Consider the following 25,412-nt stretch of genomic DNA (forward strand, 5'->3'; position numbering starts at 1 on the left):
GACGCGCAGGTATCCCCTGCGCGTCTCTGCTTTTTCGGCGGAATCGAGGCGAGTCGAATGGTCACACGCCGCGACCTGTCGACCGTCCCTCGGATATTCCGGGTGCGACACAGCCGCGGGTGTGCGAATCACTACAGGCGTGGCAGCCCCATGACGGTCGTCTCGGGCATATGGTCGGAAACATGACGGAGGAGACGCAGTACCGCATCGAGCACGACACCATGGGCGAGGTCAGGGTCCCGGTGGACGCGCTGTGGCGGGCGCAGACCCAGCGGGCCGTGGAGAACTTCCCGATCAGCGGACGCGGCCTGGAGCGCGCACAGATCCGCGCGCTCGGCTTGCTGAAGGCCGCCTGCGCCAAGGTGAATCGGGATCTGGGGCTGCTCGACCCCGCGAAGGCCGACGCCATCATCGCCGCCGCCGACGAGATCGCCGCGGGCAAGCACGACGACCAGTTCCCGATCGACGTTTTCCAGACCGGCTCGGGCACCAGCTCGAACATGAACGCCAACGAGGTGATCGCCTCGATCGCCAAGGCGAACGGCGTCACCGTGCACCCCAACGACGACGTGAACATGTCGCAGTCGTCCAACGACACCTTCCCGACCGCGGTGCATCTCGCCGCGACCGAGGCGATCATCACCGACCTGGTGCCCGCGCTCGAGCACCTGCGGCTGGCCCTGCTGGACAAGTCGACCGAGTGGCGGACCGTGGTCAAGTCGGGCCGCACCCACCTGATGGACGCGGTGCCGGTGACCCTCGGTCAGGAGTTCGGCGGTTACACCCGGCAGATCGCCGCGGGCATCGACCGTCTCATGGCGACCTTGCCGCGCCTCGGCGAGCTGCCCATCGGCGGCACCGCGGTGGGCACCGGCCTCAATGCGCCGGATGGCTTCGGCGGGAAGGTCGTTGCGGAGCTGGTCCGGTCGACCGGTCTCGACGCGCTGCGCGAGGCCAGGGATCACTTCGAGGCGCAGGCGGCCCGGGATGGGCTGGTCGAGGCGTCGGGTGCGGCGCGCACCGTCGCGGTGAGTCTCACCAAGATCGCCAACGACATTCGGTGGATGGGCTCGGGCCCGCTGACCGGCCTGGGCGAGCTCCAGCTGCCCGATCTGCAGCCCGGCAGTTCGATCATGCCCGGCAAGGTCAATCCCGTGCTGCCCGAGGCGGTTACGCAGGTCGCGGCGCAGGTGATCGGTAATGACGCCACTGTCGCTTTCGGCGGCGCGAACGGCGCCTTCGAACTGAATGTCTATATCCCGGTGATGGCGCGCAATCTGCTGGAATCGATTCGCTTGCTCGCCAATGTTTCCCGGCTCTTCGCCGACAAGTGTGTGCGCGGACTGGTCGCCAATGTCGATCATCTGCGCACGTTGGCGGAGTCCTCGCCCTCCATTGTGACCCCGCTGAATTCGGTGATCGGTTACGAGGAGGCGGCGGCCGTTGCCAAAGAAGCGTTGAAGCACAAGAAGACAATTCGCCAGACGGTTATCGATCGCGGTCTGCTCGATGAAAAGCTCACCGAGGAAGAACTCGACCGCCGATTGGATGTGCTGTCCATGGCGAAGGTCGAAGATAAGAAATAGTCAGTACTTTCGACGCAGGTCGAGCGGCACGCCGGACACCCTCATACTGGTCCGGCGTGACGCTCGAGCAAGCGTGTGCGCGGGTATGTCAGCCGAAGTCGACATACCCGCGCGGGGCATCACAAAAAGATGCCGAGTGCCGCGAGGAACGCACCTGCGCCGACGGTGGCCAGCGCCATGAGGCCGCCTAGAATTGCTGAAATCATGGTTCTTTCCTTTCCTTCTCCCGCGTAATGCGGATGTACTCAGCTAATCGCTGGCAATGCCGCGTTTGTTTCATCACAACTACGCGGAAAAGGAAAGAAATCCGGTCGGCGCGGTAAATCCACGCGCCGACCGGGGGTAATTCAGTCGCGCAGATGCGCGAGTTCGGCGCGAGCCGCTTCGCCCGCTTCGCCGAGATCGGTCCGAGTGAAGACGTTCCACCGCTGCAACAGCGGCTTGAAGACCAACTCGTTCTCCTTGGCCGGGTCGTAGATCCCGGCCGCGGCGAGCACCTCGTCGCTGTTGCGGCCGTCGGCCAGCGTCACCGAGGGCACCTTGAAGCCGGCGACCTGGTCGGCGATGGCGCGCATCGCCTGATCGGGCGCCACGTTCAGGCCCGCCTCGACCAGCTCGGCGAACACGACCGCCTGCATCTCGTCATCGAGCGCGATCCGCTCGGCGATCGCGGTGACCATCGGGCTCTCGCCGAGCGCCGCGGTGTTGCGATGCCGGATGGCGGCGGCGACCTCTTCGAAGGCGCAGGCGGCCAGCACGTCGAGCAGGTGCATGCCCGGGCGGCGGAAGCCGTCGGTCATGTGCTTCATCCGCATCCGCTCCAGCTCGACCGGGTCCACCGCCCTGGTCACCATGAGGAAGTTGCGGATCATGATCTCGTGGCGGTTCTCCTCGGCGGTCCACCGGCCGACCCAGCGCCACCACGCGCCGGTGCGCAGGTACTTGCCCAGCTCGCGGTGGTACGAGGGCAGGTTGTCCGCGATCAGCACGCTGACGGTCAACGCCAGCTTGGCGACCTCGCTGAGCTCGGACTGCTCCGGCGCCCAGTCGGTCCCGTGGAGGAACGCGAAGTTACGGCCGTCGTCCCACGGTACGAAGTCGTGCGGCTGCCATCCGTCGGCGGCGTCGATGTGGCGACGCAGAATGGATTCCACGTCCAGCGCGAGGGATTCGAGCAACTCGCGATCGGTCAAGAGAGTTTGCACCTAGCCAACCTAGCGGTTGAGCCCGAAATACGGGCATTCATTGGATGAGACCGGACGGGCGCCCGGGACCGGCCGAGCCGTCCCGGGCGCCGAACCGACTACCTACTTCGGCGTGACGGTCGTCTTGCCGTCGACCCAGGTGATGGTGCCACCGGAGAAGTCGCTCTCCTTGCCGCCCGCGATGTCCTTCTCGTCGCTGGTGGGGTAGCCGAGCTTGCCCTTGGCGCCGCCGTTGTCTTCCCACGCCTTGCGGATCTCGCCCCAGACGATGTGCGGCTGGCCGTCCTTGGCCTTGTAGATGGTGCCGCCGACGAAGTCCTGGTACTTGCCGTCGTCGGGTCCGTCTTCCTGCGCTTCCAGCGGAGCGCCGAGCGGGCCCGTCGGGCCGCCGGTCTGCACGTACTTGTCGAAAATGTGCCCGGAGACGGCGATGTCACCACGCTGCGTCGCGATCTTGGTCTCTTCCGCGGCACCGGAGGTGTGCTCCTCGGTGGTGCCCATCGGGACCGTGGTGGTCATCAGCGCCGAGGCCGCCGACGCTCCCGCCGAGGCCGCGCTGTCGTTCTTGTCGTCGTCGTCATTGCTGCTGCAGCCGGCGATGATCAGGCCGGTGGCGGCGAGCAGGGCAGTGTATCCAGCCGTTCGTCGAGCGAAGTGGTGCATTTCCATCCTCTCGAAAGTGGCTACCGAAAACGTCGCCGACTCGGTGACGCCGCTGGCAGCCTAGGCCGATGTTCAGCAATGACCCGGCGAATCCTCCAGGGACACGCCGGGTCATACCGAACAGCTATCGCCGGGATATTACCCGGCAACTGTGAGGGGAAACACACCAACCGGCTCAGGCGTTGGGGCCGTACTCCTCCAGCATCTCGGTCACGAGCGCCGCGATCGGCGAGCGCTCACTGCGGGTCAGCGTGATGTGGGCGAACAACGGGTGGCCCTTGAGCTTTTCGATCACCGCGGCGACGCCGTCGTGCCTGCCGACCCGCAGGTTGTCGCGCTGGGCCACGTCGTGGGTGAGCACCACCCGCGACCCGGTGCCGAGCCGGCTGAGCACCGTGAGCAGCACATTGCGCTCCAGCGACTGGGCCTCGTCCACGATCACGAACGAGTCGTGCAGCGACCGGCCGCGAATGTGGGTGAGCGGCAACACCTCCAGCATGTCGCGGGCGAGCACCTCCTCCATCACCTCGCGGCTGGCCAGCCCGTCGAGGGTGTCGAAGACCGCCTGGGCCCACGGGCCCATCTTCTCGCTCTCGCTGCCCGGCAGGTAACCGAGCTCCTGACCGCCGACCGCGTAGAGCGGACGGAAGACAACCACCTTTCGCTGAGTTCGCCGCTCCAGCACCGCCTCCAGGCCCGCGGTCAACGCGAGCGCGGATTTGCCGGTACCGGCCCGGCCGCCGAGCGAGACGATGCCGATGCTCTCGTCCAGCAGCAGATCGAGCGCGATGCGCTGCTCGGCGGAGCGGCCGTGCAGGCCGAACGCCTCGCGTTCGCGCACCAGCTGAACCCGCTTGTCCGGGGTGACCCGGCCGAGCGCGCTCGAGCTGCTGCCCAACAACCGGATTCCGGTGTGGCAGGGCAGTTCCCGGGCGTCGTCGAGGTCGAGCACGGACTCGGAGTAGAGCTGGTCGATCTGTCCCGAGCTGACGTCGAGCTCCACCATGCCGGACCAGCCGGAGGTGACGACGTCCTGTGCGTGATATTCGTCGGCTTGCAAGCCCACCGCACTCGCTTTGACCCGTAGCGGAATGTCCTTGGACACCAGCACCACCTGACGGCCCTCGGCCGCCAGATTGAGTGCACAGGCCAGGATTCGGGAATCATTGGTGTCGGTGCGGAATCCGACCGGAAGGACCGCGGGATCGGTGTGGTTCAGTTCCACCTGCAGCGTTCCACCCTCGGTGCCGATCGGCACCTGCTGATCCAGCCTGCCGTGCAGCAGACGCAGATCGTCCAGGTTGCGCAGGGCTTCCCGCGCGAACCAGCCCAATTCGTGGTGATGCCGTTTGCCTTCGAGTTCGCTGATGACCACCAGCGGAAGCACCACATCGTGTTCGCCGAACCGGGTGAACGCCCAGGGATCGGACAACAGGACCGACGTGTCGATGACGAAGGTATTGGCGAGGGAATGCGAGGGGTGTGCACCCTTCGCGGCGGTTCCGCCTTTCGCGGAACGGGATTGCGCCGAGGGAGCGGGAACGGAGCGTGAAGCAGTCACGGTGGGCTCCTCTGTGTCCGCACGGCACCCGCGCGAACGATCTCGCTGGACCGGTCCGTCCTGATGGGACCTGACGTTGCCGTCAGATGCCACGAGGGCCGGGTGCCGGCCCCCTCGTACTGAATAGCTCAGTCACGGTCAGGACCTCCCGTACGAGCCACACCGCCGCGGCCCGCACCATCGACGCTACCGCCGAACTACGCTTCCCCGCTCCCGCACAGGTAGGCGTGTCCGTGAATTTGTCGTTAACCTCACTCGCCGACCGGAATGGCCGGGCCGTCGCGGCCGGGCCGGCGCGCCGGTTAGAGTCGCTGGCATGGCCGGTAACGAGGACCTGGAGAAGCTGTCGTCGAAGGAACTGCACGATCGCGCGGTGAAGCTGGCCGTGCGGCACGGGGACGTCAAGTTCCTGTGGCGGTTGCTCACCTCGATCCCGGCCGCCGAGGCCGCCGCGGGCAACCTCGGCGAGAGCGAAGCCGACATCAAGTACGTGCTGCCGATGATCGACGACTACATCCACGCGGGCGACGGTGAGGTCGCCGAGGTGCTGCGGCCGTTCTATCTGGAGTACCTGAACGAGCACAGCTGAGTGATCGCACAGGTGTGATTTATCCCACCTGACCTGCGATTACGATCCTCCGTCCGGAACGACGTCGATGGCGCCGGACGGACAGGCGTGCTCCGCCTCTCGTGCCACCGCATGCCGAGCTGGCAGCGGCGCGGGGTCGAGCAGCCGCACCTTTCCGTCGTCGGTGTCCTGATCGAAAACCTCGGGTGCGAGCAGCGCGCACATGCCCGCGCCGATGCAGCGGTGCCGGTCGATCGTGATCTTCATCGGTGCCCGCCCGCTACCAGGTGACCGGGAGCCGGTGCACGCCGTAGATGTCCATGTCGTGTCGCAACGGGACCTCTTCGGCCGGGACGGCCAGCCGCAACGTCGGGAAGCGACGCACCAAGGCAGGCAACGCGACTCGCATCTCGACGCGGGCGAGTTGCTGGCCGAGGCACTGATGGATGCCGTGCCCGAAGCCGACATGTCCGACCGCGTTGCGCCGGATGTCGAAGGTGTCCGGATCGTCGAACTTGGCCGGGTCGCGGTTGGCCGCCTGGGTCGACAGCGCGACCGTCTCCCCCGCCTTGATCAGCTGACCATCCAGCTCGACATCCTCGAGCGCCGCCCGCGACGAGGTGTGCACGATGCTCAGGTAGCGCATGAGCTCCTCGACGGTCTGATCGGCGAGTTCGGGCCGGGCGCGCAGCTCGGCGAGCTGGTCGGGATACGACAGCAGAGCGAAGGTGCCGAGCGCCAGCATGTTCGCCGTGGTGTCCAGGCCCGCGCCGAGCAGGAGGGTGCCGACGACGGCGAGCTCGTCATCGGTCAGGTCGGTGTCGGTGAGGTCGCTCAGCAGGTCGTCGGCGGGCTCGGCGCGCTTTGCCAGTACCAAGGTGCGCAGGTACTTCTCGCCGTCGGCGAAGGCCGCCACCCGCTCGTCGACGGACGTGGCCAGGTCGTTGGCCACGGCGACCAACTCGCGGAAGGTGTCGCGCTCGGCGGACGGAACGCCGAGCAACTCGCAGATGGTCAGCGCGGGGACCGGAAAGGCGAACGCCTCGATCAAGTCGACCGGTCCGCCGTCGCGGGCCATGGCGTCCAGGTGGTCGGCCGTGATCTCCTCGACGCGCTCGGTGAGCATGGCCATTCGGCGCACGGTGAACTTGCCGGACAACAGTTTTCGATAGCGCGTGTGTTCCGGTGGGTCGACGCCGAGCAGGTCGCCCGGCGGGGCGGGCGGCATCGGGCCGCTGTCGGCCAGCGGGTTGTGCCCGAGTTCGTAGCGCACGCTGAAGCGCGGGTCGGCGAAGACCGCGCGGACCGTCGCGTGCCCGGTGGCGAGCCAGCCTTGATGGCCGTCGGGGAAAGTCATGCGCACCAGCGGGCGCAGCGCGGCCAGTTCCGCGGGCGGGTCGAAGGGGCAACCGGCTGGCCGCGTAGTGGGGAGTTCGACGGATTCGGAGAGTGGTTGATGCACCATGATTCCTACTTCGTTCGAGTTTGGGTATGCCCGAACGCTACGTTGCATTCAATTATCTTCCAACGATAAAAGCAGGCTATCAGGCCATATCAGCAGGTAGATTCCAGAAACGAATTGCAATGAAGATGCCGCTGAATGCGCCTTGCTGACCTAGGTATTGCAATGGTCTGCCACTGAGCGCAATACTCGCGGAACGGTTCGGCACGACGAACCACTCGACCACGAGGGAGGCGGTTCATGCCGGGTGGCAGGTTGACCCAGGACGATCGCAGGCAGATCGCCGAGGGCCTCGCGGAAGGTCTCGGGTACGCCGAGATCGCCAGGCAGCTGAACCGGCCTACCTCCACCGTCAGCCGGGAGGTCATCCGCAACGGCGGACCAGGTCGCTACCACCCTGGGCGGGCGCACCGAGCGACCGAGTTACGCGCGCGTCGCCACCGAGCGCGCGGCGCGACCGCCGAAAGCGCCCCGGCGGCAGGCGATGTGGTGCTCGACGAATTCGTGACGCAGTTCGTCGCGCAGATCACCAGGACCGGAGTTCCGCGCACCGCAGCGGCCGCGCTGGCCTGCCTCTACATCACCGACAGCGGCAGCCTCACCGCCGCCGAACTGGCGCAACGACTTCGGGTCAGCCCGGCCACCATCTCCTCGGCCATCAACATGCTCGAAACCCAAGGACTGGTGCAAAGAGAACGCGATGCCCGCAGCCGCCGGGATCGCTACTTCGTCGACGACAACATCTGGGTCCACGCGACCGTGGTCAGCGCGCAAGAGGTATGCGAGTTGGCCGCGGTGACCCGGCGCGGCGCCGAGTTGCTCGGCAGCGACACACCGGCTGGCGTACGCGCATACAACACCAGTCGATTCCTCGACTTCGTCGGCCACGACATGGTCGAATCCGCCGAACGCTGGCGCAAACTGCTCCAGCAGCAGCGGATTCAGGACTGAGCCTGCCGGTTCAGTCGCGGGAGAACACGGCGCGCCATACCCCGACGGCGGTGCCGCGCAGGAGGTTCTCCCAGCTGAAGTGGTCGTGCCACAGGATGATCCGGCCGTCGCGCAGCTCGAAGGTCCCGGTCACCCAGAACCCGATCTTCAGCGGGCCGAACTGCAGGAAGTCGGTGCGGTCGGTGAGCACGATATTGCCGTCGGCGGCGATGTGGTGCACGTCGACCTCGAAACCGAACGGGTCCCGATTCAGGTTCCGCAGGATCTTGCGGGCCAGCCCGCCGCCGACGTCGGGCAGCGAGGTGTTCTTCCAGACGACGTCCGGGTGCAGCAGTTCCAACGCCTCGTCGACGGCGCCGAGTTCTAGCGCGGAAAGAAACTCCCGCACAGTGGTGATCGCGTCTTGCTGAAGTTCCAGGTCCTGGGTCATGGTCCGACGATAGGCCCTGGCCGGGGGCGATGGGGAGTCCCCGTCGGCCGATTCAGCCGCCACCTCGGCGGGCGATCAGGACGCCCAAACCGTCCAGCACGCGTTCGATACCGAAGCGCAGGGCGTCGTTCGCACCGCCGGAGTCTGGTGGTGCGCTCATTGCCGCCGCCTCCGCCGCGAAAGCGGCGGTGACGGCCGGGTAGCGATCGCCCGCCACGCTCATCATCTCGGCGAACTGCGCGGTCGGGTCATCGCCCAAGGGTTGGGTCTGCTGGACCAGGCTGCGGACGTGGCCGTTGACCAGCACGATGGTGTCGAGCTGCTCCGGACCGGTGAGGCCGGTGTCCGCGAGCGCGACGAGGGCGCTCTCCAGCCAGCCCATCTCATTGGGGCCGAACGGCCGCGCACCGACGGTCAGTTCGATGATCCAGGGATGCGCGCAGTAGCGCTGGTAGATCGTCTCGGCCCACCGGCGCAGCCCGGCTCGCCACCGCTCGGCGGACGGATCCTCTTGCCACGCAGCGATATCCGGTGGTGTGCCCATCGCGGCGTCGAGCATCAGCGCGGTCAGCTGCTCTTTGCCCGGCACGTACCGGTACAGCGACATCTTGGTGAAACCGAGCCGCTCGGCCAGCCGCTGCATGGACAGGTTCGCCAGGCCTTCGGCATCCACGAGCGCGATCGCCTCGGCCACGATCCCGTCCAGCGAAAGCGAGGGCTTCGGGCCGCGCTTGGGCCGCTGCTGGGTGCCCCACAGCAGCTGCACGGTGGTCGGGGTCGGCATGACCGGATCCTTTCGAGGGCAGCTTGACTCGGAAACTGTGTCTACCATACGCTGCTCTGTGTCCGGCGGAAACAGAATCCGTTGGACACAGATAAATGTGGATGGAGCACTCATGCGTAACCAGACCGTTCTCATCTCCGGCGCCAGCATCGCGGGCCCTGCCCTCGCCTATTGGCTGCACCGCTACGGCTTCGCCGTCACCGTGGTCGAGCGGGCTCGCGGGCTGCGGCCGGGCGGCCAGGCCATCGACTTCAAGGGCCGCACCCAACTGACCGTGCTGGACCGCATGGGCCTGCGCGACGACCTCGAGCAGCGCCGGACCGGCACCACCGACACCGTCTTCGTCGACGCGAACGGCAATCGGCTCGCCACCATGTCCGGCGACTTCACCGGCGGGGACCTCGAAATCCTGCGCGGCGATCTCGCCGAGATCATGTACCAGCGCACTGCGGAACACTGCGAATATCTGTTCGGCGACTCGATCAGCGCGCTCACCGAGCTCGCCGACGGCGTGCACGTCGAATTCGAGCACGGGCCCGCGCGCACCTTCGACCTGGTCTTCGGCGCCGACGGCATCCACTCCCGGGTGCGCCGACTCACCTTCGGACCGGAAAAGGACTTCGTCGAATACCTCGGCCACTACTACTGCATCGCCGGCGCGGCCCCGTCCACCGCGAACGCGACCGGACCGCGTGCCCGCGCCACCGCCTACGGCCACAACGCGCCGGGCAAACTCGCCATCAGCGGCGGCCCGAAAGCGCAGCAGTTCTACATGTTCGCGTCCCCCGAGCTCGACTACTCCCGCGACGACACCGCCGCCCAGCGACGCATCATCGAGCAGGTCTTCGCCGACGTGCGCTGGGACGTACCGCGGATGCTCAGCGAGCTGGCCGACGTCGACGACATCTATCTCGATTCGCTCAGCCGGATGCGGTTGCCGGGCGGCTACACCAAAGGGCGGATCGCGCTGGTCGGCGACTCCGCTTACGGAAACACGTTGGCGGGCTTCGGCTCCGGGCTCGCGCTGATCGGCGCTTACGTCATCGCCGGCGAACTCGCCGTCGCCGACGGCGATTACCCGGTGGCCTTCGCCCGCTACGACGAGATCATGCGGAGCTACGCCAAGATCGCCGACAACAACAACACGGGCAAGTTCCTCGCGCCGAAGACGGCCCTCGGTATCCGGGTGCGCAACTGGTTCCTCGGATCGTGGCTGTTCACCCTCATGGCGAAGTACGCCGACAAGGCCGCCAACGACATCGACCTGCAGGACTACCCGGCCATGGTGCGGCAGCGCGAGATCAACTGAAAGCGTTGGCCGCAGCGAGTTTTCGATCTTTCGCGCGGATTCGAGGCCGACCGGTATGCACGGTCGATGCGCCGATCCGGTCGCACCGGAGAATCCGCTGTGTTTCGATGGAACCGAAGCGGGGCGGGGCGCGTCTATAGGGTCAGAGGCACTCATGAAAGGGGACGGTGATGGCGGTGGACAGCCCGTTTCCCGGGTACATCGAGGATGCGAAGGCCGGGGCGTTGACGGTGCGGATGGACCCGCAGGGATTCGTCGATATCGACAAGGCGTGTCAAGAGTTGATCGATTCGCTGGTGGCAGTGCAGACCGACGCGCGCGAACTCGGTGAACGATCGTATTGGGGCCTGGGCGAAGGCAATGCGCGATTGTCCTCCGCCGTCGAACTGGTCGCCCTGTTCCGCGAGAAGGCCGCAGGCGGCCCGAACAACGCCTTCGACACCATCGCCGATTACATCGCTGTCGCACAAGAGATCCAAGCCATGTTCACCGCCATCCGCGACACCTACGTCCGCACCGACGCCGGGTTCGCCGCCAAGCTGCGGGAGCTCAGCGTATGAATCCGGGTTCCGGCGGAACCGCGACTCCCGGTGCCGTTTTCGCGGTTGCGGCGGGATTACTGCTGCTGACCGGATGCGTCGGTGAAAAGGCCGCGGGCACACCGACACCGGCCACGTCGACATCGTCCGCCGTACCGAAAATATCCAGCGAGTCGAATCCACACGTCGCCTTCGACCCGTGCACAGCGCTGACACCGCAGTTCCTGGCCCAGCAGCAGTGGAACGCGAAGCCACCGGAACCCAAGCAGGACAGCGCGGGCGGCGTCACCTGGAAGGGCTGCCGCTATGTCGCCAAGGCCGGCTACGGCTTCGTGATCGAGACGACCAACAACACATTCAGCCAGGTGCGCGACAAATTCCCTGCCGCCGTGGAGATCCCGGCGGGCCCTCGCAAAGCGGTGCGCTACGAAGCGCGCCCCGATGTCCCCGGCGGGTGCTCGATCAACATCGAGATGCGAGCCGGCTCGCTGTACATCCTGACCAACGTTCCGCAGACACCGGCGAACAGGAACCTCGCCGCCTGCGATATCGCCACCGAAATCGCCCAAGCAGTCGCACCACTGCTGCCCGCGGGCAGCTGAACAACCCCACGGGGGAGCGATCATGAGACAGACCGACGGCCGCGCGATCACCAATCCCGAGAACGCGCAGAGCTTTACGCACGCCGAGATCAAGCAGGCGGCCGACGAGATGAACCCGGCCGGGCTCGGCAGCGCATTCGACGCCTGGTCGAAGATCGCGGCAGCGGTGACGAACGCCGGTCACCAATTCGAGACGGCCATCAAGCAGGCCGTCGAACAGCATTGGGAGGGTGCGGCGGCCGACAATGCGGTGCGTGGCATCCGGGACTACGCGACCAGGGTCGGCGAGTTCGGCGAGACGCTGAACGCGCAGAGCACGCCCCTGTCGCAGGCGGCGAGTGCGGCCGCGAAGTTCAAGATGTCGGTGCCCGACGTGGTGGACACCTCGACCAATCCTCGCGGAGCCGAGCTGCGGAACTCCAGCGAGGAGCAGGCCCGCGACGAGATGACCACCCAGTACATCCAGCCGTACGGGACCACCGCCCCGGCCATTCCGACACTGCCGCCACCGATCAACCCGATCTCCATACCGACGCCCGGCGGTGACAGCAGTATCGACCCCGGCACCACCCCCGGCACGAGCACGAGCCCCGCCGAGAACGGCTCGGGCACCGGGGATTCCGGCAAGCAGGCCGCGACAGCCGAGACCGACAACCCAACGGGAACCAGCACACCCGAGACCGAGCCCACATCGGAAGAGACCACTCCGCAAGCGGTTTCCCAGGAGCAGGGCAACAACGGGGCGCCGACCACCCCTGCCGCCACAACGACGGCCGCGTCCACCCCGAACTCCCCGATCACCACCCCGGCCAGCACGGCAAGTCCGATCACCGCGGCGTTCCCGACCAGCACGCTCCCGTCCACCCCCACAACGGTCGCGGCCGCCGCTAACGGAACTCCGAGCCGGACGGGCACGCCTAGCACTTCCGCTAACCCCAGCACCTCCGCGAGTCCGCGCAGCGAAGCCCAGCCCGGCACCTCACGCCCCGCACCACCGGCCACCACCACCGGTGCCGCCGGCCCACAACCCGCCGCCACCCCCGGCCGACCGGGCACCCCGGGTGTAGCCGGCTATCCCGGCATGTTTCCGCCCGGAGCGCGCAGCCGAGGCGAGGACGACGACGAACACAAGTCCCCCGGCTACCTGCGCACCGCCGAGCACGCCAAAGAACTACTGGGTGAAAGGGAAAAGACTGTGCCGCCGGTGATCGGCGAGAAATGACGGCGCAGTGGTCGTTGTCCGCCGAGCAGTTCGCGGCGGCCTGGTTCGGTACCGGCCTCGACCGCTTACCTTTTCCGTTCCGCTTCACCAGCCGCTTCCCCGGCCTGCGCGAATACCAGACCTACCAGCAGGAATTCCGGGACGAGCTGGCCCGCCCGGAACGCGCCCCACTCTCGCGTGCCATCACCGTGCTCGCCCGACCTGATTGGCGCATCGAGCTTTTCGGTTACGACAACACCCGCGACGGCGTCGAGCTGCGCGCGATCGGCTGCGCCACCCGCGGCGGAGCGGGCGTGATCGCGCAGCAGACACCCGCCCCCACCGGCGGCCGGGTTCAGTTGCGCCGCTGCCGAACCGAGCAACTCACGTCCGAGCTGGTGCGCCTGCTACCGAACACCGGCGCGGGCACCACCGGCGAAAAGTCCTTCCTGCTGGACGATCTCACCGATGAACGCCCCGACCTCTTCGGCAACGCCGAGGCCAGCGAGGTGAAGGACCGCTACCGCCGCTTCTGGCGCCAACCCTGTGCCACCCGAGGCGCCGCGACGGTCCTGCTCGGCCCACGCAACGCCGAACCGCTGCGCACCGGTCGCCTCCGCTGGATAGATGCCGCCGACGGCCGGTATTACGAGGTACCCGCCAACCGTGCCTTGATGATCCGCCCCGGCACCAGCGCCGACATCATCCGGTATCTGGACGAGGCGATTGCCCGCGCCAGGGCCAGAATGGATTCCGCGTAGCGTCGCACACGACAACGGCCGGAGTAGATCCCCCACCGTTCGGGCGCTGAGCAGCGGCATACAGCTCGGGCTCGTACCCCGGCAGACCACCGGAGGTACGAGCCCGACAACGGATTCGCGCAAACGCAGGCTCAGCCGAGCAGGCGCCAGTCCTCCAGCCCGTCGTACAGCGGAACGCTCTGCGCCAGCTTGGTCACCCGGCCGCGCAAGGTCTCGACATCGGAGGTACCGGCGAGCGCGGTGCCGATGATGTCGGCGACCTCGGTGAACTCGGTGTCGCCGAAGCCACGGGTGGCCAGCGCGGCGGTGCCGATGCGCAGGCCGGAGGTGACCATCGGCGGGCGCGGGTCGAACGGAACGGCGTTGCGGTTCACCGTGATTCCGATTTCGTGCAGCAGATCCTCGCCCTGCTGGCCGTCGAGCTCGGAGTTGCGCAGGTCGACGAGCACCAGGTGCACGTCGGTGCCGCCGGTGAGCACGCTGACGCCCTTGTTCTTGACGTCGTCGGCGGTGAGCCGCTCCGCCAGGATCTTGGCGCCGGACAGGGTGCGTTCCTGACGCTCCTTGAACTCACCGCCCGCGGCGATCTTGAAGGCGACGGCCTTGGCGGCGATGGCGTGCATGAGCGGGCCGCCCTGCTGGCCGGGGAAGACCGCGCTGTTCAGCTTCTTGGCGAATTCCTGCTTGGCCAGGATCAGGCCGGAGCGCGGACCGCCGAGGGTCTTGTGCACGGTGGAGGACACCACATCGGCGTGCGGCACCGGCGAGGGGTGCAGGCCGGCCGCGACCAGACCGGCGAAGTGCGCCATGTCCACCCACAGGTAGGCACCCACCTCATCGGCGATCGAGCGGAACGCGGCGAAGTCCTGCTGGCGCGGGTAGGCCGACCAGCCTGCCACGATCACCTTCGGACGGGCGTCGAGCGCGGTCTTGCGCACCTCGTCCATGTCGATGCGGTGGTCTTCTTTGCTGACGCCGTAGAAGTGCGTCTCGTACAGCTTGCCGGAGAAGTTCAGCCGCATGCCGTGGGTCAGGTGCCCGCCGTGCGCGAGGTCGAGGCCGAGCAGCCGGTCGCCGGGGTTCATCAGCGCCATCAGCACCGCGGCGTTCGCCTGCGCGCCGGAATGCGGCTGCACATTGGCGAATTCGGCGCCGAAGAGTTCCTTGGCGCGGTCGCGGGCGAGGGTCTCGACGACATCGACGTGCTCGCAACCGCCGTAGTAGCGCCGGCCGGGGTAACCCTCGGCGTACTTGTTGGTGAGCACGCTGCCCTGCGCCTGCAGCACCGCGCGCGGCACGAAATTCTCCGAGGCGATCATCTCGAGCGTGTCTCGTTCGCGGGCGAGCTCACCCGCCATCGCGGCGGCGAGCTCCGGATCGAGCTCACCGAGAGACTGAGTATTGACCGAGGCCGTCGTCTGCGTCACGGCCTCAGTCTATTGGCCGCCGCTGTGCTGTTCGGCACGGGGTTCGCCCGATGTCGCGACCGCGCCATCGCCCTCGGCCGGGGCCGGGAGGTAGTGGTCGAGCAGAACCGAAAGGTGCTTTTGCGCGTCGGTCAGCGGCTGGGTCGACTTCACCGCGCGCGACTGGACGATGGCGCCCTCCAGCGCGCTGATCACGAAACTGGCGAAGGACTTCGCTTCCGTGGCCGGTATGCCCGCGGCGGCGAAGCCTGCCCCGAGTTTGTCGTGCCAGTCGGCGAAGGCCGCGCCGGCCGCCGCTTGGATCTCGGGCTCGGATTCGGCGAGCGCCGCACCCACGATCGGGCAGCCGGAGCGGTACGCGCTGGTCTGCAACGTGGTGACCCACCAGCCGATCAGCGACTCCAGCCACCGATCGGGCGACCGGGACGCGGTGATCTTCTCGAACACGGTGGTGAGGCGAGCACCGGCGATGGTGGTCGCGGTGGCGACCAGTTCGCTCTTTCCGGACGGAAAGTGCTGGTAGAGCGAGTTGCGGGAGGCCTTGCTGCGGTCGAGCAGCGCGGTGAGGCCTGCCGCGTGCACGCCCTGTACGCGCACCAGTTCGATGGCGCTCTCGATCAGCCGCGCGCGTGGGCCGGTCATGCCAGCTCCCTCCGGTACCTGCTTGCGTGAACCGATCGGTTCATGCTCCAATCATGACAGATGTGGACCGATCGGTTCACCGAAAGGACGAATCAATGTCGGAAACCACGCTCGATCTGGCCCAACTGTCCGGCCTGGAGCTGCTCCGGACCGCCATGACCATGGAGGGGCGGCCACCGTTCATCGGCGACCTGCTCGGCATGGAGGTTGACCTGCTCGAGCAGGGCAAGGTGGTGTTCGCGCTGCGGACCCGTCCCGACTTCGCCAATCCGCTCGGCACCACGCACGGCGGCATCTGCGCCACCCTGCTGGACTCGGTGATGGGCTGCGCGGTGCACTCGACGCTCGAGGCGGGCGTCGGCTACACCACGCTGGAACTGAAGATCAACTACATCCGCGCCGTGCCCACCGACGGCCAGCGGCTCACCGCCACCGGCACCACCATCCACGTCGGCCGCACCACCGCGACCGCCGAGGGCCGGGTCGTCGACGAGCAGGGCCGCCTGGTCGCGCACGCCACCACCACCTGCGTCATCTTCCGTGGAAACCGTTGAGACACAAGGAGTACCGCCATGCGTGAACGCAGCACCAGCGCCGCTGTCCGCAAGTTCCGGCGCGAACGCCTCGTCGGCCGCTATCTGGCGAACCCCGCCGTCGGCCTGCTCGACCGTCTCGGCATCCGCTCCGCGCTGCTCGCGGAGTTGGAGACCACCGGCGCGAAAACCGGTCAGCCGCGCCGCGTTCCGGTCACCGTCTCGATAGACGAGCAGGGCGCCTGGCTCATCTCACAGCACGGCCGCCGCTCCGGCTGGGCTCGCAATATCGTCGCGGACCCGAAAGTCCGCCTGCGCCAAGGCAAACGCTGGTACACCGGCACCGCCGCCTTCGTCCCCGACGACGACGTGGTCGCCCGCGCCCGCAGCTTCGCCAAGGGCCGCGTGCCCGAGTCCGCCGCGGAATGGACCATGAAAGCGCTGGAAAGCGACCCGATTTCGGTGCGCATCACCTTTGCCGACGCCTGAAGCAGCGCTGTCACACCGTCGACAACGCTTCTTCCGACACCGGATTTCGGGGCATGCGGAGCCGTAACAGGCGCCCGAACCCAACCGGTTAATCTCGTGAGGTTGTCCATCTCAACATCACGAGGTTGTTTATATGTTCAGTCTGATCGCGGTTCCCACCAACCCGCTCGAAGGCCTGCTCCGTCAGCTCGCCTTCATCATGTGTTCCATCTCCTCCGGCACCAACTGCGCGGTCATCCAGTAAGACCGTCGCTGTACGCGCCGAAGATTCGCCCCCGCTGCCACTGCCCGGCAGCGGGGGCGACTCCGTATCAGCCGCGGCGCACAGCGCCCGGTGTCAGTGGTTCGTCGAGCAGGCGACGGAAACGATCGGCCCGCTCGTCCGCGTCGATGGCGCGGTCGAGCCAGTCGCCGAGCAGTCGGTAGCCCTCCACATAGGTGGAGATGTAGGCGCGCCAGAGCGGCGAGGACAGGAAACGCAACGACTGACGGGCGCGGACCGGGGTGACCAGGCTCCAGGTCTGCAGGAACTCGGCGACCTCGTCCTCGCTGCGGTGTCGATCGTGCAGCAGCAGGGCCGCATCCTGACGGACGCTGATCAGCCCGGCCGCCGCGGTCGAAAGTCGCTCCGCGCGTTCACCGTCGAAGCGCAAGCCGAGGTCGGCGTAGATCTCCTGGGCCCACTTGCCCCAGCCGGGACCGACGATGGAGTGCAGAGCCAGGTCGGCCAGGCCCTCGGCCATCAGGCACTGGGGCGTGTTCACCAGGAACAGGGTCTGCTCGGCCTGGCCTGCGGCGACGAGCCCGGCCTCCTTGCGGCAGTGCTCGGTGTGGTGCCCCGGATACGACTCGTGCGCGATCAGAGTCGGCAGATGGGTCATGTGCTGCTTGAGGTCGGAGTTGATCGCGACGCGCGAGTGGAAGTTGCCGAGGTAGTAGTTGAAACCGGACCAAGGCTTGTCGCCGACCACCTCGTAGGTGACGTGCTCGTGGTCGGGCAGTGGATAACGCTCGCGGACCAGCTCACGCAGCGCGCTGGAGAAGGCTTCGACGCAGGCGGGCAGCCGCTCCGGCGGGATTTCGTCAGCTTTGCGGTGCGCGGCCATCCGTTCGGCCAGCGGGCCGTCCCCGGCCAGCACCTCGTCCATCTGCCGATGCGCGTCCCGGTAGTCCTCGACGTCACCCGGCACGATGTCCACGTCGAAGTAGGCGCGGACCTCCTCCACGAAACCGATGTCGTCCCCCGCGAACTTGCGGCCGGAGCATTCCAGCGCGCGCAGGTGCACGTCGAGGAATTCGGTGCGCTCCGCGCTCAGCCCGGCCTCGGGCAACTCGGCGCGTAGCTCGGCGGCCCGGCGGGCCAGCTGCCCCGGCTCCGGCGCGGGGGCGTTCTGCACGTCGCGACGCAGCGCTGGATCGCCGGTGTACGCGTCGACGAATCCGTCCTCGAGCCGGTCGAAGGCCAAGCCGAGCCGCAGGTACTCGGTCACCAGTGGATGCGCTGCCATCCGCCCGACATTAGTCGCTCAGCGGGCGGCCGCGCGCGGCATAATCGCGCGCGGCCGCCGTGTGCTCGCCCCGGTGAAAGCCGTCGGCATCGTCCCGGATAGCCCCTTATCGGTACCCCGCTTTTCGCACGCTGTTGAGGCAGAGCAGAATTCGGTTATGCGGCGAGAGTTAGACCGAATCACACGGAGCCGGCACGGTATGTGTACGCGTTTGCCGAACTGGAGCGTCGGGTAAGTGGGACGAATGAGCGAGCCCAGTCCGTATGTGGAATTCGACCGGAAACAGTGGCGCACACTGCGAAAGTCGACTCCCTTGGTGCTCACCGAGGAAGAACTGCGGGGCCTGCGCGGTCTCGGCGAACAGATCGACCTCGAAGAAGTAGCGGAGGTCTATCTGCCGCTCGCTCGACTCATCCATCTACAGGTCGCCGCGCGCCAGCGGCTCTTCGCCGCGACCGCGACCTTCCTCGGCGAGACCCACCCCGATCAGCAGGTGCCGTTCGTGATCGGTGTCGCGGGCAGCGTCGCGGTCGGCAAGTCCACCACCGCCCGCGTGCTGCAGGCGCTGCTGGCTCGCTGGGACCACCATCCGCGCGTCGATCTGGTCACCACCGACGGATTCCTCTATCCCACCGCCGAACTCACCCGTCGCGGCATCATGCACCGCAAGGGGTTCCCGGAGAGCTACGACCGCCGCAAGCTGCTGCGATTCGTCACCGAGGTGAAATCCGGCGCGGCCGAGGTGTGCGCGCCGGTGTATTCGCACATCTCCTACGACATCGTGCCCGGCAAGTTCCACTGCGTGCACCAACCCGACATTCTCATCGTCGAGGGCTTGAACGTGCTGCAGACCGGGCCGCGGCTGATGGTCTCGGATCTGTTCGACTTCTCCATCTACGTCGACGCCCGCATCGAGGACATCGAGAACTGGTACGTGCAACGGTTTCTCGCGCTGCGCAAGACCGCGTTCGCGGACCCGAACGCGCATTTCCACCACTACGCCGCCTTCACCGACGACCAGGCGACCGGCGCGGCCCAGGAGATCTGGAACAACACCAACCGCCCGAATCTGGTGGAGAACATTCTGCCGACCCGGCCGCGCGCCACCCTGGTCTTACGCAAGGACGCCGACCACAGCATCAATAGACTGCGCCTGCGTAAATTGTGATCCCGCTTACAATTTCCAGGCTTCGTCGAGGCGTTTCGCCACATTGATATCGCGGGCCGCGGCAATGTGCGGTTTGTCGATCTCCTTGGCGATATAGCGGGCAATGAATCGCCGGATCTCCTGGTCGACGCTGGCGAGGATGCGCAGTAGTTGCCCCCGAATGGTGTCGGTGGCGACATTGATGCGCACGTCGCTGGAGCGCGGAGTAGCGATGTCGATGACCACGCGCAGCGGCTCGGCGGCGCGCACGATCAGCTGTAAATGGATGTGGCCGTCCACCTCGAAGCGGTGCTTGTCCAGCGCGAGGTCGATGAGCATGTCGACGCTCAGCGGGATCTTCAGCGCGAAGGAGATCACCTCGTCGAGATCGCGGCGCACCTGGGCCTGACCGAGCTGCACCTGCGCGCTCGCCTTGGCCAGCCGCCCTGGGCCGACCCCGATCGGACCGAAATCGAAGGCGGCGCCGGTCAACTGGTCGAAGGCGCCGAGGATGCGCTGTTCGGTGGCGGCGTATTCGAGGAACCGCCTGCCGAACTCCTCGTAGCTGATGTACGGCACCGCATCGGTCGACGCGGCGGGTGCGGCCCGTTGTCCGTCGGCGCGGCTGTCGAGCTCACTCATCACGCACCCCGCGGCGTCTCGGGGCGGGCGTCAGATCCCGAAGCGGCGGTGCCGTGCCGCGAAGTCGCGCAGTGCTCGCAGGAAGTCCACACGCCGGAATTCCGGCCAGTATGCCTCGGTGAACCATATCTCCGAGTATGCGCTCTGCCACAGCAGGAATCCGGAGAGTCGCTGTTCTCCGGAGGTGCGGATGACCAGGTCCGGGTCCGGTTGACCCGAGGTGTAGAGGTGCTGGCCGATGGCGTTCACGGTGATCGACTGCACGAGATCCTCGCCGGTCTCCCCCGCGGCGATCTCCTGGCGCACCAGCGAGCGCACCGCGTCGGTGATCTCTTGCCTGCCGCCGTAGCCGATGGCCACGTTCACATGCACGCCGTCGCGGCCCTCGGTGCGTTCGGCGGCGGTGCGCATGCGCTTCGCGATCAGCTCCGGGAACCCGTCGAGCGAGCCGACGATCCGCACGCTCCAATTCTGTTCCGGCGCCGAGAGTTCCTCGACCACATCGGTGATCACCTCGAACAGCGTCTCCAGCTCGTCGGGGTCGCGCTGCAGGTTCTCGGTGGAGAGCAGGTAGACGGTGACCATCTCGATACCCTCGGCCTGACACCAGCCGACCAGCTCGGCGATCTTCACCGCACCGACCCGATGTCCGTGGCTCACATCGGTGAATCCGTTTTCCCGGGCCCACCGCCGATTACCATCACACATCACCGCGACGTGCCGGGGATGTTGTTTGCCGGCCAGCTGCTTCATGAGCCGGGCCTCGTAGATGCGATACGGCAAACCCCGCACCCGAACCGGAAGCTCCACGCGGCCACCCTACGCCCCACCGGCACGATCCCGGCAGCGACCGGGTACTCCCGGTACAGTGACGGAGGGCCGCAACCTACGGTTCCGTAGGTTACCGGTGAGTTCAACCAGGAGGTAGCTCGTGGCCGAATCGGTCGGTGCGGCAGGCACCGGAGTGACCGAAAAATCGGGGTCAGCCGCCGAGTCGGCGCCCGACGCGCTGGTCAAACCCAGGATGCGCGGCTGGATCCACACCTGGGCGGTCGGCATCGCGGCGATCGCCGCGATCGTGCTGGTCGCCAAGGCCGCCACCCTCTCCGCGACCGCAGGCTGGTCCACCGCCATCTACGGGCTGACGGTGTGCGGACTGTTCGGCATCAGTGCCATCTATCACCGGGTGACCTGGCCGACGCCGCAGGCCCGGATCCGGATGAAGCGCGCGGATCACTCGATGATCTTCCTGTTCATCGCGGGCAGCTACACGCCGTTCGCACTGCTCGGTCTGCCCGGCCGCACCGGACAGACGCTGCTCCTCGTGGTGTGGGCAGGCGCGCTGGCCGGGGTCGCATTGAAACTGTTGTGGCCCACCGCCCCCGTCTGGGTCGGCGTGCCGCTCTACCTGCTGCTCGGCTGGGCGATCGTGCCGGTCGCCGGGCAGCTGAACACCCAGATCGGCATCGCGCCGCTGATCCTGCTGCTGGTCGGCGGGCTGCTCTACAGCGGTGGCGCGATCCTCTACGCCACCAAGTGGCCCAACCCGTGGCCGACCGTTTTCGGTCATCACGAGTTCTTCCATGCCGCGACCGTGCTCGCCGCGCTCACCCACTATGTGGCGGTCTGGCTCGTCGTCCTCCGGTGACCAGCACCAACGGCTAAGCTGCTCGATCGTGTTCCTAGTCACTGCCGTTCGCAGCGCCGCGCTGCCCGGACGGGCCGTCGTGCGCGTGCGAACGCCATGATCGCCCGGCTGGTCATCTGGGCCCTCAAAGCCCGCGCGGGGCTGGCGGCGGTGGTGATCACCGCCAATCTCAGCGGTCTGGCCGTCATCATCACCGAGCTGTGGCTCAGCGGATCGCTCAGCAGGCTCGGGCCCGACTGGATCCGCTCCACCGCGCTGGTGGGTATCTATCCCTCGATCGGCTTCGTGGCCGGAGTCGCGCTCGCCATCCGGGACCGGTCCTCGCATTTCGGCTGGCTCGATCAGGGGCGCAAACCGACCGAGGAGGAGGCGCGGCAGCTGCTCCGGCTGCCGATCACCATCACCGCACGCGCGTTCGTGGTGTGGATCACCGGCGTCATCGTGGCCACGGTGATGCTGATGCGGCTGACGCCCGACAACGACCCCGCGGTGATGGCGGCCCTGTTCACCTTCGGCGGGTTCGAATCGGTCGGGCTGACCTTCCTCATCGTCGACCGGCTGATCCGGCCGACCATTCCGATCGTGGCCGCGGTGCTCGGACCCACCATGCACTGGAGCTCCTCGGTGCTGGTCCGGGTGGTGGTGAGCTGGGCGGTGGCGGCGGCATTGCCGCTGCTGATGCTGATCGTGGTCCTGGCCAATCCGGTCGCCGACCCGTCCGACCGGGTGCGCACCGCCATCTACCTCTCGGTGGTCGGGCTCGGGGTCGGCGCGCTGGCCACCGCCTTCCTGGCCCGTGCGGTGGCCACGCCGATGCGCACCTTGCGCCGGGCGCTGGACCGCATCACCCGGGGTGATCTCGATGTGCGGGTCCCGGTGGGCAGCACCAGCGAGATCGGGCGGCTGGAGAACTCGGTCAACGAGCTGGTCGCCAATCTGCGTGAGCGCCAACGCATGCGGGACCTGTTCGGCAGGCACGTGGGCACCGAGGTGGCCGAGCGCGCGCTGGCCGGCGGGGTGGATCTGACCGGTGACGTGCGGGTGGTGACCGCACTGTTCGTCGACGTGACCGGCTCGGTCGAGCTGTCCACCGGGTTACCGCCCGAGGAGTTCGTCGCCAAGCTCAATCGGCTGCTCGCGACCGTCGTCACGGCGACCGAGGAGAACAACGGGCTGGTCAACAAGTTCGAGGGTGATGCCGCGCTGTGTATCTTCGGCGCTCCGATCGCCCTGCGGGACAACGCGACTCCTGCTTTGCGCGCCGCTCGCCGGATCCGCGACGAGGTGGTCGCGGCCGGTGAACTCGATATCGGCATCGGTGTCGCGCACGGCCGGGTCTTCGCGGGCGACGTCGGCACCGACACTCGGTTGGAGTACACCGTTATCGGTGATGCGGTCAACGAGGCCGCTCGGCTGACCACCGAGGCCAAAGAGGTGCCGCACCGAATCCTGGTGAGCGGGGCGGTCATCGAGGCCGCTGCGGATCATGAGCGCGCGAAATGGACGCTCTACGAGACGATCCTGCTGCGGGGTATGAAGAAGCCGACGGCATGCTGGACTGATCTGGACCACCCGGCCGCCGCTGTGCCGGGAGCCGAGGCGGAACCGTCCGGAACCGCCGACCCGACGATCGAGCGCAGTGCGGTCGTCGAGGTGCGCACCGCCGCAACGGAAACCGACTGACCCCGCGCCGCTACGGCCGCGCCAAGGCTTCCTGTAGTTCGGCGACGGTGGATACCGGTAAGTCACAGACCGAGCCTCGGCAGACGTAGGCGGCAGGCTCGCCGTGCACCAGCGGTCGGTCGGCCAGCAGGGGAACCGAGTTCGGCGGGGCGGCAATGACTATCGTGCCGCCGGGCGCTGCGGCGCGAGCGGCGGCAAGCAGTGCACTGGACTCACCCGGAGCTTCGGCGGCGATGGCGACCTGAAGGGGACCGCGGAGCGCGGCCTCGGCGACCGTGAGCCACTGTCCCGCCGAGCGCGGGGCGCGTGCCAGCACGACGGCGCCGCGCTGCAGAGTTTGTTCGGCGAGCGCGAAGTACGGGACGGCCCGATCCGCCTCGCTGACCGCGGCCGCGGTGAGCAGCGCCTCGGCGAGCGACGACGCGCCCGCGGGGGTGGCACCGTCGATGGGATCGCGGGGACGGGTGACCAGGATTTCGGCATCGTCGGCGGTATCGAACCAGCTGCCCGGGACGTTCGGGTCGGCGAAGTGCTGGATTGCCGTGTCCAGCAACCGTTGTGCCTCGTCGAGCCAGCTGAGTTCGCCGGTGGCCTGATGCAGGGCCAGCAGGCCGGTGACGAGCCAGGCGTAGTCCTCCAGCACGCCGGGCGACGCACCCGCGACACCGTTCAGCGAGGCGCGGCGCACCCGGCCGTCGACCACGTGCTCGGACAACAGGAATCGGGCGCAGCGGACTGCGGCGGACACCCAGTCGTCGGCACCGAGTGCGGCCCCGGCCTCGGCCAGTGCCGTGATCGCCATCCCGTTCCAGGCGGTGACCACCTTGTCGTCGCGGTCCGGTTGCGGCCGTCCGTCTCGCGCCTTCCGCAGCGCCGTACGGACTTGTTCGAGCCGATCGGCGTCGGCGGGCGCGGGATCGGTGTATCGAGTGAGCACCGAGGTGCCCTGCTCGAAGTTCCCCGCGGTGCTCACGCCGAAAAACTCGGCGGCCCAGGCACCGTCGATCGGCCCGAGTTCGCCGACCAGCTCAGCCGGCGTCCAGACATAGGTCGCCCCTTCTACTCCCGGCTGGCCGGGTTCGAGATGGGTGTCGGCGTCGAGGGCTGAGGCGAAGCCGCCGTGCTCGGTCCCCAGGTCATCGAGTAGGAACTGTACGATTTCCCTAGTGACCCTGTGCGCCAACGACTCCGGCTCGTCTACCGGCGCCCGTCGGGCCAAATGCCCATAGGCACGCAGCAATTGAGCATTGTCGTAGAGCATCTTCTCGAAATGCGGTATCACCCAGGCCGGATCGACAGAGTAACGCGCGAAACCCCCGCGCAACTGGTCGTAGATCCCACCCCGCGCCATAGCGTCGGCCGTCCGAGTCACCGCCGCGAGAACGGCCGAATCACCGGTCCGTTCCCAACTGCGCAGCAAGCCCTCCAGCAACGCCGACGGCGGAAACTTCGGCGCCCCACCGAATCCCGCATGCTCGGGATCCTCATCCCGCAGCACCGCCGCCACCGCATGATCCAGCAGTTCCGCACTGAGCGTGAGATCCGAGTCCGGCAACCCCCCGGCCTGCGCCCGCAGCGCCTCGGTCACCTGCGCCGACGCCTTGTGCACCTCATCGCGCCGCTGCTGCCAGGTCTCGGTGATCGCGGTGAGCAACTGCGTGAACGACGGCATACCCCCACGCGGCAACTTCGGGTAATAAGTACCGCAGTAGAACGGCTCCCCCTCCGGCGTGAGGAAGCACGTCATCGGCCAGCCCCCCTGCCCCGTCATCGCCACGGTCGCATTCATATACACCGCGTCCAGATCAGGCCGTTCCTCCCGATCCACCTTCACACACACGAAGTTCGCATTCATCAACTCCGCAGTCGCCACATCCTCGAACGACTCGTGCGCCATCACATGACACCAGTGACACGACGCATACCCCACCGACAACAAAATCGGCACATCCCGCTCCCGCGCCTCCCCCAGCGCCGCCGCATCCCACTCTTGCCAATGCACCGGATTGTCCGCATGCTGCCGCAGGTACGGAGAGGTCGCGTTCCCGAGCCGATTCATGACTCCACCGTC

26 protein-coding genes are annotated in these 25,412 nt (G+C 67.3%); 13 read left to right on the forward strand and 13 right to left on the reverse strand.

The window, feature by feature from the left end:
• Positions 1 to 182 precede the first annotated feature (182 nt).
• Positions 183 to 1,586, forward strand: coding sequence for a class II fumarate hydratase (locus DMB37_RS14850; RefSeq protein ID WP_135233213.1), 1,404 nt, complete (start codon positions 183 to 185; stop codon positions 1,584 to 1,586).
• Between the two features lie 347 nt (positions 1,587 to 1,933).
• On the opposite strand, the gene DMB37_RS14855 is transcribed toward DMB37_RS14850, so the two are convergent.
• The 3 genes from DMB37_RS14855 to DMB37_RS14865 form a co-directional block, all read right to left on the reverse strand.
• A complete protein-coding gene (locus tag DMB37_RS14855; protein WP_135233214.1) occupies positions 1,934 to 2,791 on the reverse strand; it encodes an acyl-ACP desaturase in 858 nt (285 codons plus the stop codon).
• A 102-nt stretch (positions 2,792 to 2,893) separates the two neighbouring features.
• Positions 2,894 to 3,460, reverse strand: a complete 567-nt coding sequence (locus DMB37_RS14860) for an esterase (protein ID WP_240772394.1) — start codon at positions 3,458 to 3,460, stop codon at positions 2,894 to 2,896.
• Positions 3,461 to 3,629: 169 nt separating this feature from the next.
• Positions 3,630 to 5,015, reverse strand: a complete 1,386-nt coding sequence (locus DMB37_RS14865) for a PhoH family protein (RefSeq protein ID WP_135233215.1) — start codon at positions 5,013 to 5,015, stop codon at positions 3,630 to 3,632.
• 316 nt (positions 5,016 to 5,331) lie between these two features.
• Here DMB37_RS14865 and DMB37_RS14870 point away from each other — a divergent pair, with 316 nt between their 5' ends.
• The gene (locus tag DMB37_RS14870) at positions 5,332 to 5,604 is read left to right on the forward strand and encodes a hypothetical protein (protein WP_107659177.1); all 273 of its coding nucleotides are present in this window, start codon (positions 5,332 to 5,334) and stop codon (positions 5,602 to 5,604) included.
• A gap of 39 nt (positions 5,605 to 5,643) precedes the next feature.
• On the opposite strand, the gene DMB37_RS14875 is transcribed toward DMB37_RS14870, so the two are convergent.
• Together DMB37_RS14875 and DMB37_RS14880 are read right to left on the reverse strand one after the other, a co-directional pair.
• Positions 5,644 to 5,850, reverse strand: a complete 207-nt coding sequence (locus DMB37_RS14875; protein ID WP_135233216.1) for a ferredoxin — start codon at positions 5,848 to 5,850, stop codon at positions 5,644 to 5,646.
• 13 nt (positions 5,851 to 5,863) lie between these two features.
• On the reverse strand, positions 5,864 to 7,048 hold the full coding sequence (locus tag DMB37_RS14880; protein ID WP_135233217.1) for a cytochrome P450: 1,185 nt from the start codon (positions 7,046 to 7,048) through the stop codon (positions 5,864 to 5,866).
• Positions 7,049 to 7,285: 237 nt separating this feature from the next.
• On the opposite strand from DMB37_RS14880, the gene DMB37_RS14885 reads away from it, so the two are divergent.
• Positions 7,286 to 7,996, forward strand: coding sequence for a GbsR/MarR family transcriptional regulator (locus DMB37_RS14885; protein ID WP_135233218.1), 711 nt, complete (start codon positions 7,286 to 7,288; stop codon positions 7,994 to 7,996).
• A 10-nt stretch (positions 7,997 to 8,006) separates the two neighbouring features.
• On the opposite strand, the gene DMB37_RS14890 is transcribed toward DMB37_RS14885, so the two are convergent.
• Both DMB37_RS14890 and DMB37_RS14895 read right to left on the reverse strand, forming a co-directional pair.
• The gene (locus DMB37_RS14890) at positions 8,007 to 8,426 is read right to left on the reverse strand and encodes a limonene-1,2-epoxide hydrolase family protein (RefSeq protein WP_135233219.1); all 420 of its coding nucleotides are present in this window, start codon (positions 8,424 to 8,426) and stop codon (positions 8,007 to 8,009) included.
• A 52-nt stretch (positions 8,427 to 8,478) separates the two neighbouring features.
• Positions 8,479 to 9,210 carry a TetR/AcrR family transcriptional regulator gene (locus DMB37_RS14895; protein ID WP_135233220.1) on the reverse strand — a complete coding sequence of 244 codons (732 nt, stop codon included), beginning with the start codon at positions 9,208 to 9,210 and terminating at the stop codon, positions 8,479 to 8,481.
• Positions 9,211 to 9,322: 112 nt separating this feature from the next.
• Here DMB37_RS14895 and DMB37_RS14900 point away from each other — a divergent pair, with 112 nt between their 5' ends.
• From DMB37_RS14900 to DMB37_RS14920, 5 genes are all read left to right on the forward strand, one after another.
• Positions 9,323 to 10,519, forward strand: coding sequence for an FAD-dependent monooxygenase (locus DMB37_RS14900; protein WP_135233221.1), 1,197 nt, complete (start codon positions 9,323 to 9,325; stop codon positions 10,517 to 10,519).
• Between the two features lie 170 nt (positions 10,520 to 10,689).
• Complete coding sequence (locus DMB37_RS14905) at positions 10,690 to 11,079, forward strand: hypothetical protein (protein ID WP_135233222.1); 390 nt, start codon at positions 10,690 to 10,692, stop codon at positions 11,077 to 11,079.
• Entirely contained in the window at positions 11,076 to 11,660 is a 585-nt protein-coding gene (locus DMB37_RS14910; protein ID WP_135233223.1) for a DUF3558 domain-containing protein, read from the forward strand. Before DMB37_RS14905 ends, DMB37_RS14910 begins: the two co-directional genes overlap by 4 nt.
• 22 nt (positions 11,661 to 11,682) lie before the next feature.
• Positions 11,683 to 12,882 carry a hypothetical protein gene (locus DMB37_RS14915; protein ID WP_135233224.1) on the forward strand — a complete coding sequence of 400 codons (1,200 nt, stop codon included), beginning with the start codon at positions 11,683 to 11,685 and terminating at the stop codon, positions 12,880 to 12,882.
• Positions 12,879 to 13,622, forward strand: a complete 744-nt coding sequence (locus tag DMB37_RS14920) for an ESX secretion-associated protein EspG (protein WP_135233225.1) — start codon at positions 12,879 to 12,881, stop codon at positions 13,620 to 13,622. The genes DMB37_RS14915 and DMB37_RS14920 overlap by 4 nt, the downstream gene beginning before the upstream one ends.
• Positions 13,623 to 13,753: 131 nt before the next feature.
• Here the strand turns inward: DMB37_RS14920 and glyA are convergent, their stop codons facing one another.
• Complete coding sequence (gene glyA / locus DMB37_RS14925; RefSeq protein WP_135233226.1) at positions 13,754 to 15,049, reverse strand: serine hydroxymethyltransferase; 1,296 nt, start codon at positions 15,047 to 15,049, stop codon at positions 13,754 to 13,756.
• A gap of 9 nt (positions 15,050 to 15,058) precedes the next feature.
• Positions 15,059 to 15,691: a TetR/AcrR family transcriptional regulator gene (locus tag DMB37_RS14930; RefSeq protein WP_135233227.1), complete on the reverse strand. Its 633-nt coding sequence runs from the start codon at positions 15,689 to 15,691 to the stop codon at positions 15,059 to 15,061.
• A gap of 95 nt (positions 15,692 to 15,786) precedes the next feature.
• Between DMB37_RS14930 and DMB37_RS14935 the strand changes: the two genes are divergently transcribed.
• Both DMB37_RS14935 and DMB37_RS14940 read left to right on the forward strand, forming a co-directional pair.
• Positions 15,787 to 16,245, forward strand: coding sequence for a PaaI family thioesterase (locus tag DMB37_RS14935; RefSeq protein WP_107660922.1), 459 nt, complete (start codon positions 15,787 to 15,789; stop codon positions 16,243 to 16,245).
• 18 nt (positions 16,246 to 16,263) lie between these two features.
• Positions 16,264 to 16,713, forward strand: coding sequence for a nitroreductase family deazaflavin-dependent oxidoreductase (locus DMB37_RS14940; protein WP_135233228.1), 450 nt, complete (start codon positions 16,264 to 16,266; stop codon positions 16,711 to 16,713).
• Between the two features lie 311 nt (positions 16,714 to 17,024).
• Here DMB37_RS14940 and DMB37_RS14945 read toward each other — a convergent pair whose 3' ends face one another.
• Complete coding sequence (locus DMB37_RS14945; RefSeq protein WP_135233229.1) at positions 17,025 to 18,221, reverse strand: DUF885 domain-containing protein; 1,197 nt, start codon at positions 18,219 to 18,221, stop codon at positions 17,025 to 17,027.
• Positions 18,222 to 18,456: 235 nt separating this feature from the next.
• Between DMB37_RS14945 and coaA the strand changes: the two genes are divergently transcribed.
• Positions 18,457 to 19,389: a type I pantothenate kinase gene (gene coaA, locus DMB37_RS14950; RefSeq protein WP_107659191.1), complete on the forward strand. Its 933-nt coding sequence runs from the start codon at positions 18,457 to 18,459 to the stop codon at positions 19,387 to 19,389.
• 6 nt (positions 19,390 to 19,395) lie between these two features.
• On the opposite strand, the gene DMB37_RS14955 is transcribed toward coaA, so the two are convergent.
• Both DMB37_RS14955 and DMB37_RS14960 read right to left on the reverse strand, forming a co-directional pair.
• Positions 19,396 to 20,010 (reverse strand): hypothetical protein, encoded by a 615-nt coding sequence (locus tag DMB37_RS14955; RefSeq protein WP_135233230.1) that lies wholly within the window; start codon positions 20,008 to 20,010, stop codon positions 19,396 to 19,398.
• Between the two features lie 30 nt (positions 20,011 to 20,040).
• On the reverse strand, positions 20,041 to 20,820 hold the full coding sequence (locus tag DMB37_RS14960; protein WP_135233231.1) for an isoprenyl transferase: 780 nt from the start codon (positions 20,818 to 20,820) through the stop codon (positions 20,041 to 20,043).
• 214 nt (positions 20,821 to 21,034) lie between these two features.
• On the opposite strand from DMB37_RS14960, the gene DMB37_RS14965 reads away from it, so the two are divergent.
• Both DMB37_RS14965 and DMB37_RS14970 read left to right on the forward strand, forming a co-directional pair.
• Entirely contained in the window at positions 21,035 to 21,658 is a 624-nt protein-coding gene (locus DMB37_RS14965; protein ID WP_135237588.1) for a hemolysin III family protein, read from the forward strand.
• 96 nt (positions 21,659 to 21,754) lie between these two features.
• Complete coding sequence (locus DMB37_RS14970) at positions 21,755 to 23,341, forward strand: adenylate/guanylate cyclase domain-containing protein (RefSeq protein ID WP_135233232.1); 1,587 nt, start codon at positions 21,755 to 21,757, stop codon at positions 23,339 to 23,341.
• Between the two features lie 10 nt (positions 23,342 to 23,351).
• Here DMB37_RS14970 and DMB37_RS14975 read toward each other — a convergent pair whose 3' ends face one another.
• The gene (locus tag DMB37_RS14975) at positions 23,352 to 25,400 is read right to left on the reverse strand and encodes a thioredoxin domain-containing protein (RefSeq protein ID WP_135233233.1); all 2,049 of its coding nucleotides are present in this window, start codon (positions 25,398 to 25,400) and stop codon (positions 23,352 to 23,354) included.
• Between the last annotated feature and the right edge of the window lie 12 nt (positions 25,401 to 25,412).

The sequence above is a fragment of the Nocardia sp. CS682 genome, assembly GCF_004634405.1.
Taxonomy (GTDB): Bacteria; Actinomycetota; Actinomycetes; order Mycobacteriales; family Mycobacteriaceae; genus Nocardia; species Nocardia ninae.

Excerpts from the sequence above, each read along its gene's own strand:
- DMB37_RS14850 (WP_135233213.1), top strand. The coding sequence starts at position 183 with ATGACGGAGGAGACGCAGTACCGCATCGAGCACGACACCATGGGCGAG.
- DMB37_RS14860 (WP_240772394.1), bottom strand. The coding sequence starts at position 3,460 with ATGGAAATGCACCACTTCGCTCGACGAACGGCTGGATACACTGCCCTG.
- DMB37_RS14870 (WP_107659177.1), top strand. The coding sequence starts at position 5,332 with ATGGCCGGTAACGAGGACCTGGAGAAGCTGTCGTCGAAGGAACTGCAC.
- DMB37_RS14875 (WP_135233216.1), bottom strand. The coding sequence starts at position 5,850 with ATGAAGATCACGATCGACCGGCACCGCTGCATCGGCGCGGGCATGTGC.
- DMB37_RS14880 (WP_135233217.1), bottom strand. The coding sequence starts at position 7,048 with ATGGTGCATCAACCACTCTCCGAATCCGTCGAACTCCCCACTACGCGG.
- DMB37_RS14885 (WP_135233218.1), top strand. The coding sequence starts at position 7,286 with ATGCCGGGTGGCAGGTTGACCCAGGACGATCGCAGGCAGATCGCCGAG.
- DMB37_RS14890 (WP_135233219.1), bottom strand. The coding sequence starts at position 8,426 with ATGACCCAGGACCTGGAACTTCAGCAAGACGCGATCACCACTGTGCGG.
- DMB37_RS14895 (WP_135233220.1), bottom strand. The coding sequence starts at position 9,210 with ATGCCGACCCCGACCACCGTGCAGCTGCTGTGGGGCACCCAGCAGCGG.
- DMB37_RS14900 (WP_135233221.1), top strand. The coding sequence starts at position 9,323 with ATGCGTAACCAGACCGTTCTCATCTCCGGCGCCAGCATCGCGGGCCCT.
- DMB37_RS14905 (WP_135233222.1), top strand. The coding sequence starts at position 10,690 with ATGGCGGTGGACAGCCCGTTTCCCGGGTACATCGAGGATGCGAAGGCC.
- DMB37_RS14910 (WP_135233223.1), top strand. The coding sequence starts at position 11,076 with ATGAATCCGGGTTCCGGCGGAACCGCGACTCCCGGTGCCGTTTTCGCG.
- DMB37_RS14915 (WP_135233224.1), top strand. The coding sequence starts at position 11,683 with ATGAGACAGACCGACGGCCGCGCGATCACCAATCCCGAGAACGCGCAG.
- DMB37_RS14920 (WP_135233225.1), top strand. The coding sequence starts at position 12,879 with ATGACGGCGCAGTGGTCGTTGTCCGCCGAGCAGTTCGCGGCGGCCTGG.
- DMB37_RS14930 (WP_135233227.1), bottom strand. The coding sequence starts at position 15,691 with ATGACCGGCCCACGCGCGCGGCTGATCGAGAGCGCCATCGAACTGGTG.
- DMB37_RS14935 (WP_107660922.1), top strand. The coding sequence starts at position 15,787 with ATGTCGGAAACCACGCTCGATCTGGCCCAACTGTCCGGCCTGGAGCTG.
- DMB37_RS14940 (WP_135233228.1), top strand. The coding sequence starts at position 16,264 with ATGCGTGAACGCAGCACCAGCGCCGCTGTCCGCAAGTTCCGGCGCGAA.
- DMB37_RS14945 (WP_135233229.1), bottom strand. The coding sequence starts at position 18,221 with ATGGCAGCGCATCCACTGGTGACCGAGTACCTGCGGCTCGGCTTGGCC.
- DMB37_RS14955 (WP_135233230.1), bottom strand. The coding sequence starts at position 20,010 with ATGAGTGAGCTCGACAGCCGCGCCGACGGACAACGGGCCGCACCCGCC.
- DMB37_RS14965 (WP_135237588.1), top strand. The coding sequence starts at position 21,035 with ATGCGCGGCTGGATCCACACCTGGGCGGTCGGCATCGCGGCGATCGCC.
- DMB37_RS14970 (WP_135233232.1), top strand. The coding sequence starts at position 21,755 with ATGATCGCCCGGCTGGTCATCTGGGCCCTCAAAGCCCGCGCGGGGCTG.
- DMB37_RS14975 (WP_135233233.1), bottom strand. The coding sequence starts at position 25,400 with ATGAATCGGCTCGGGAACGCGACCTCTCCGTACCTGCGGCAGCATGCG.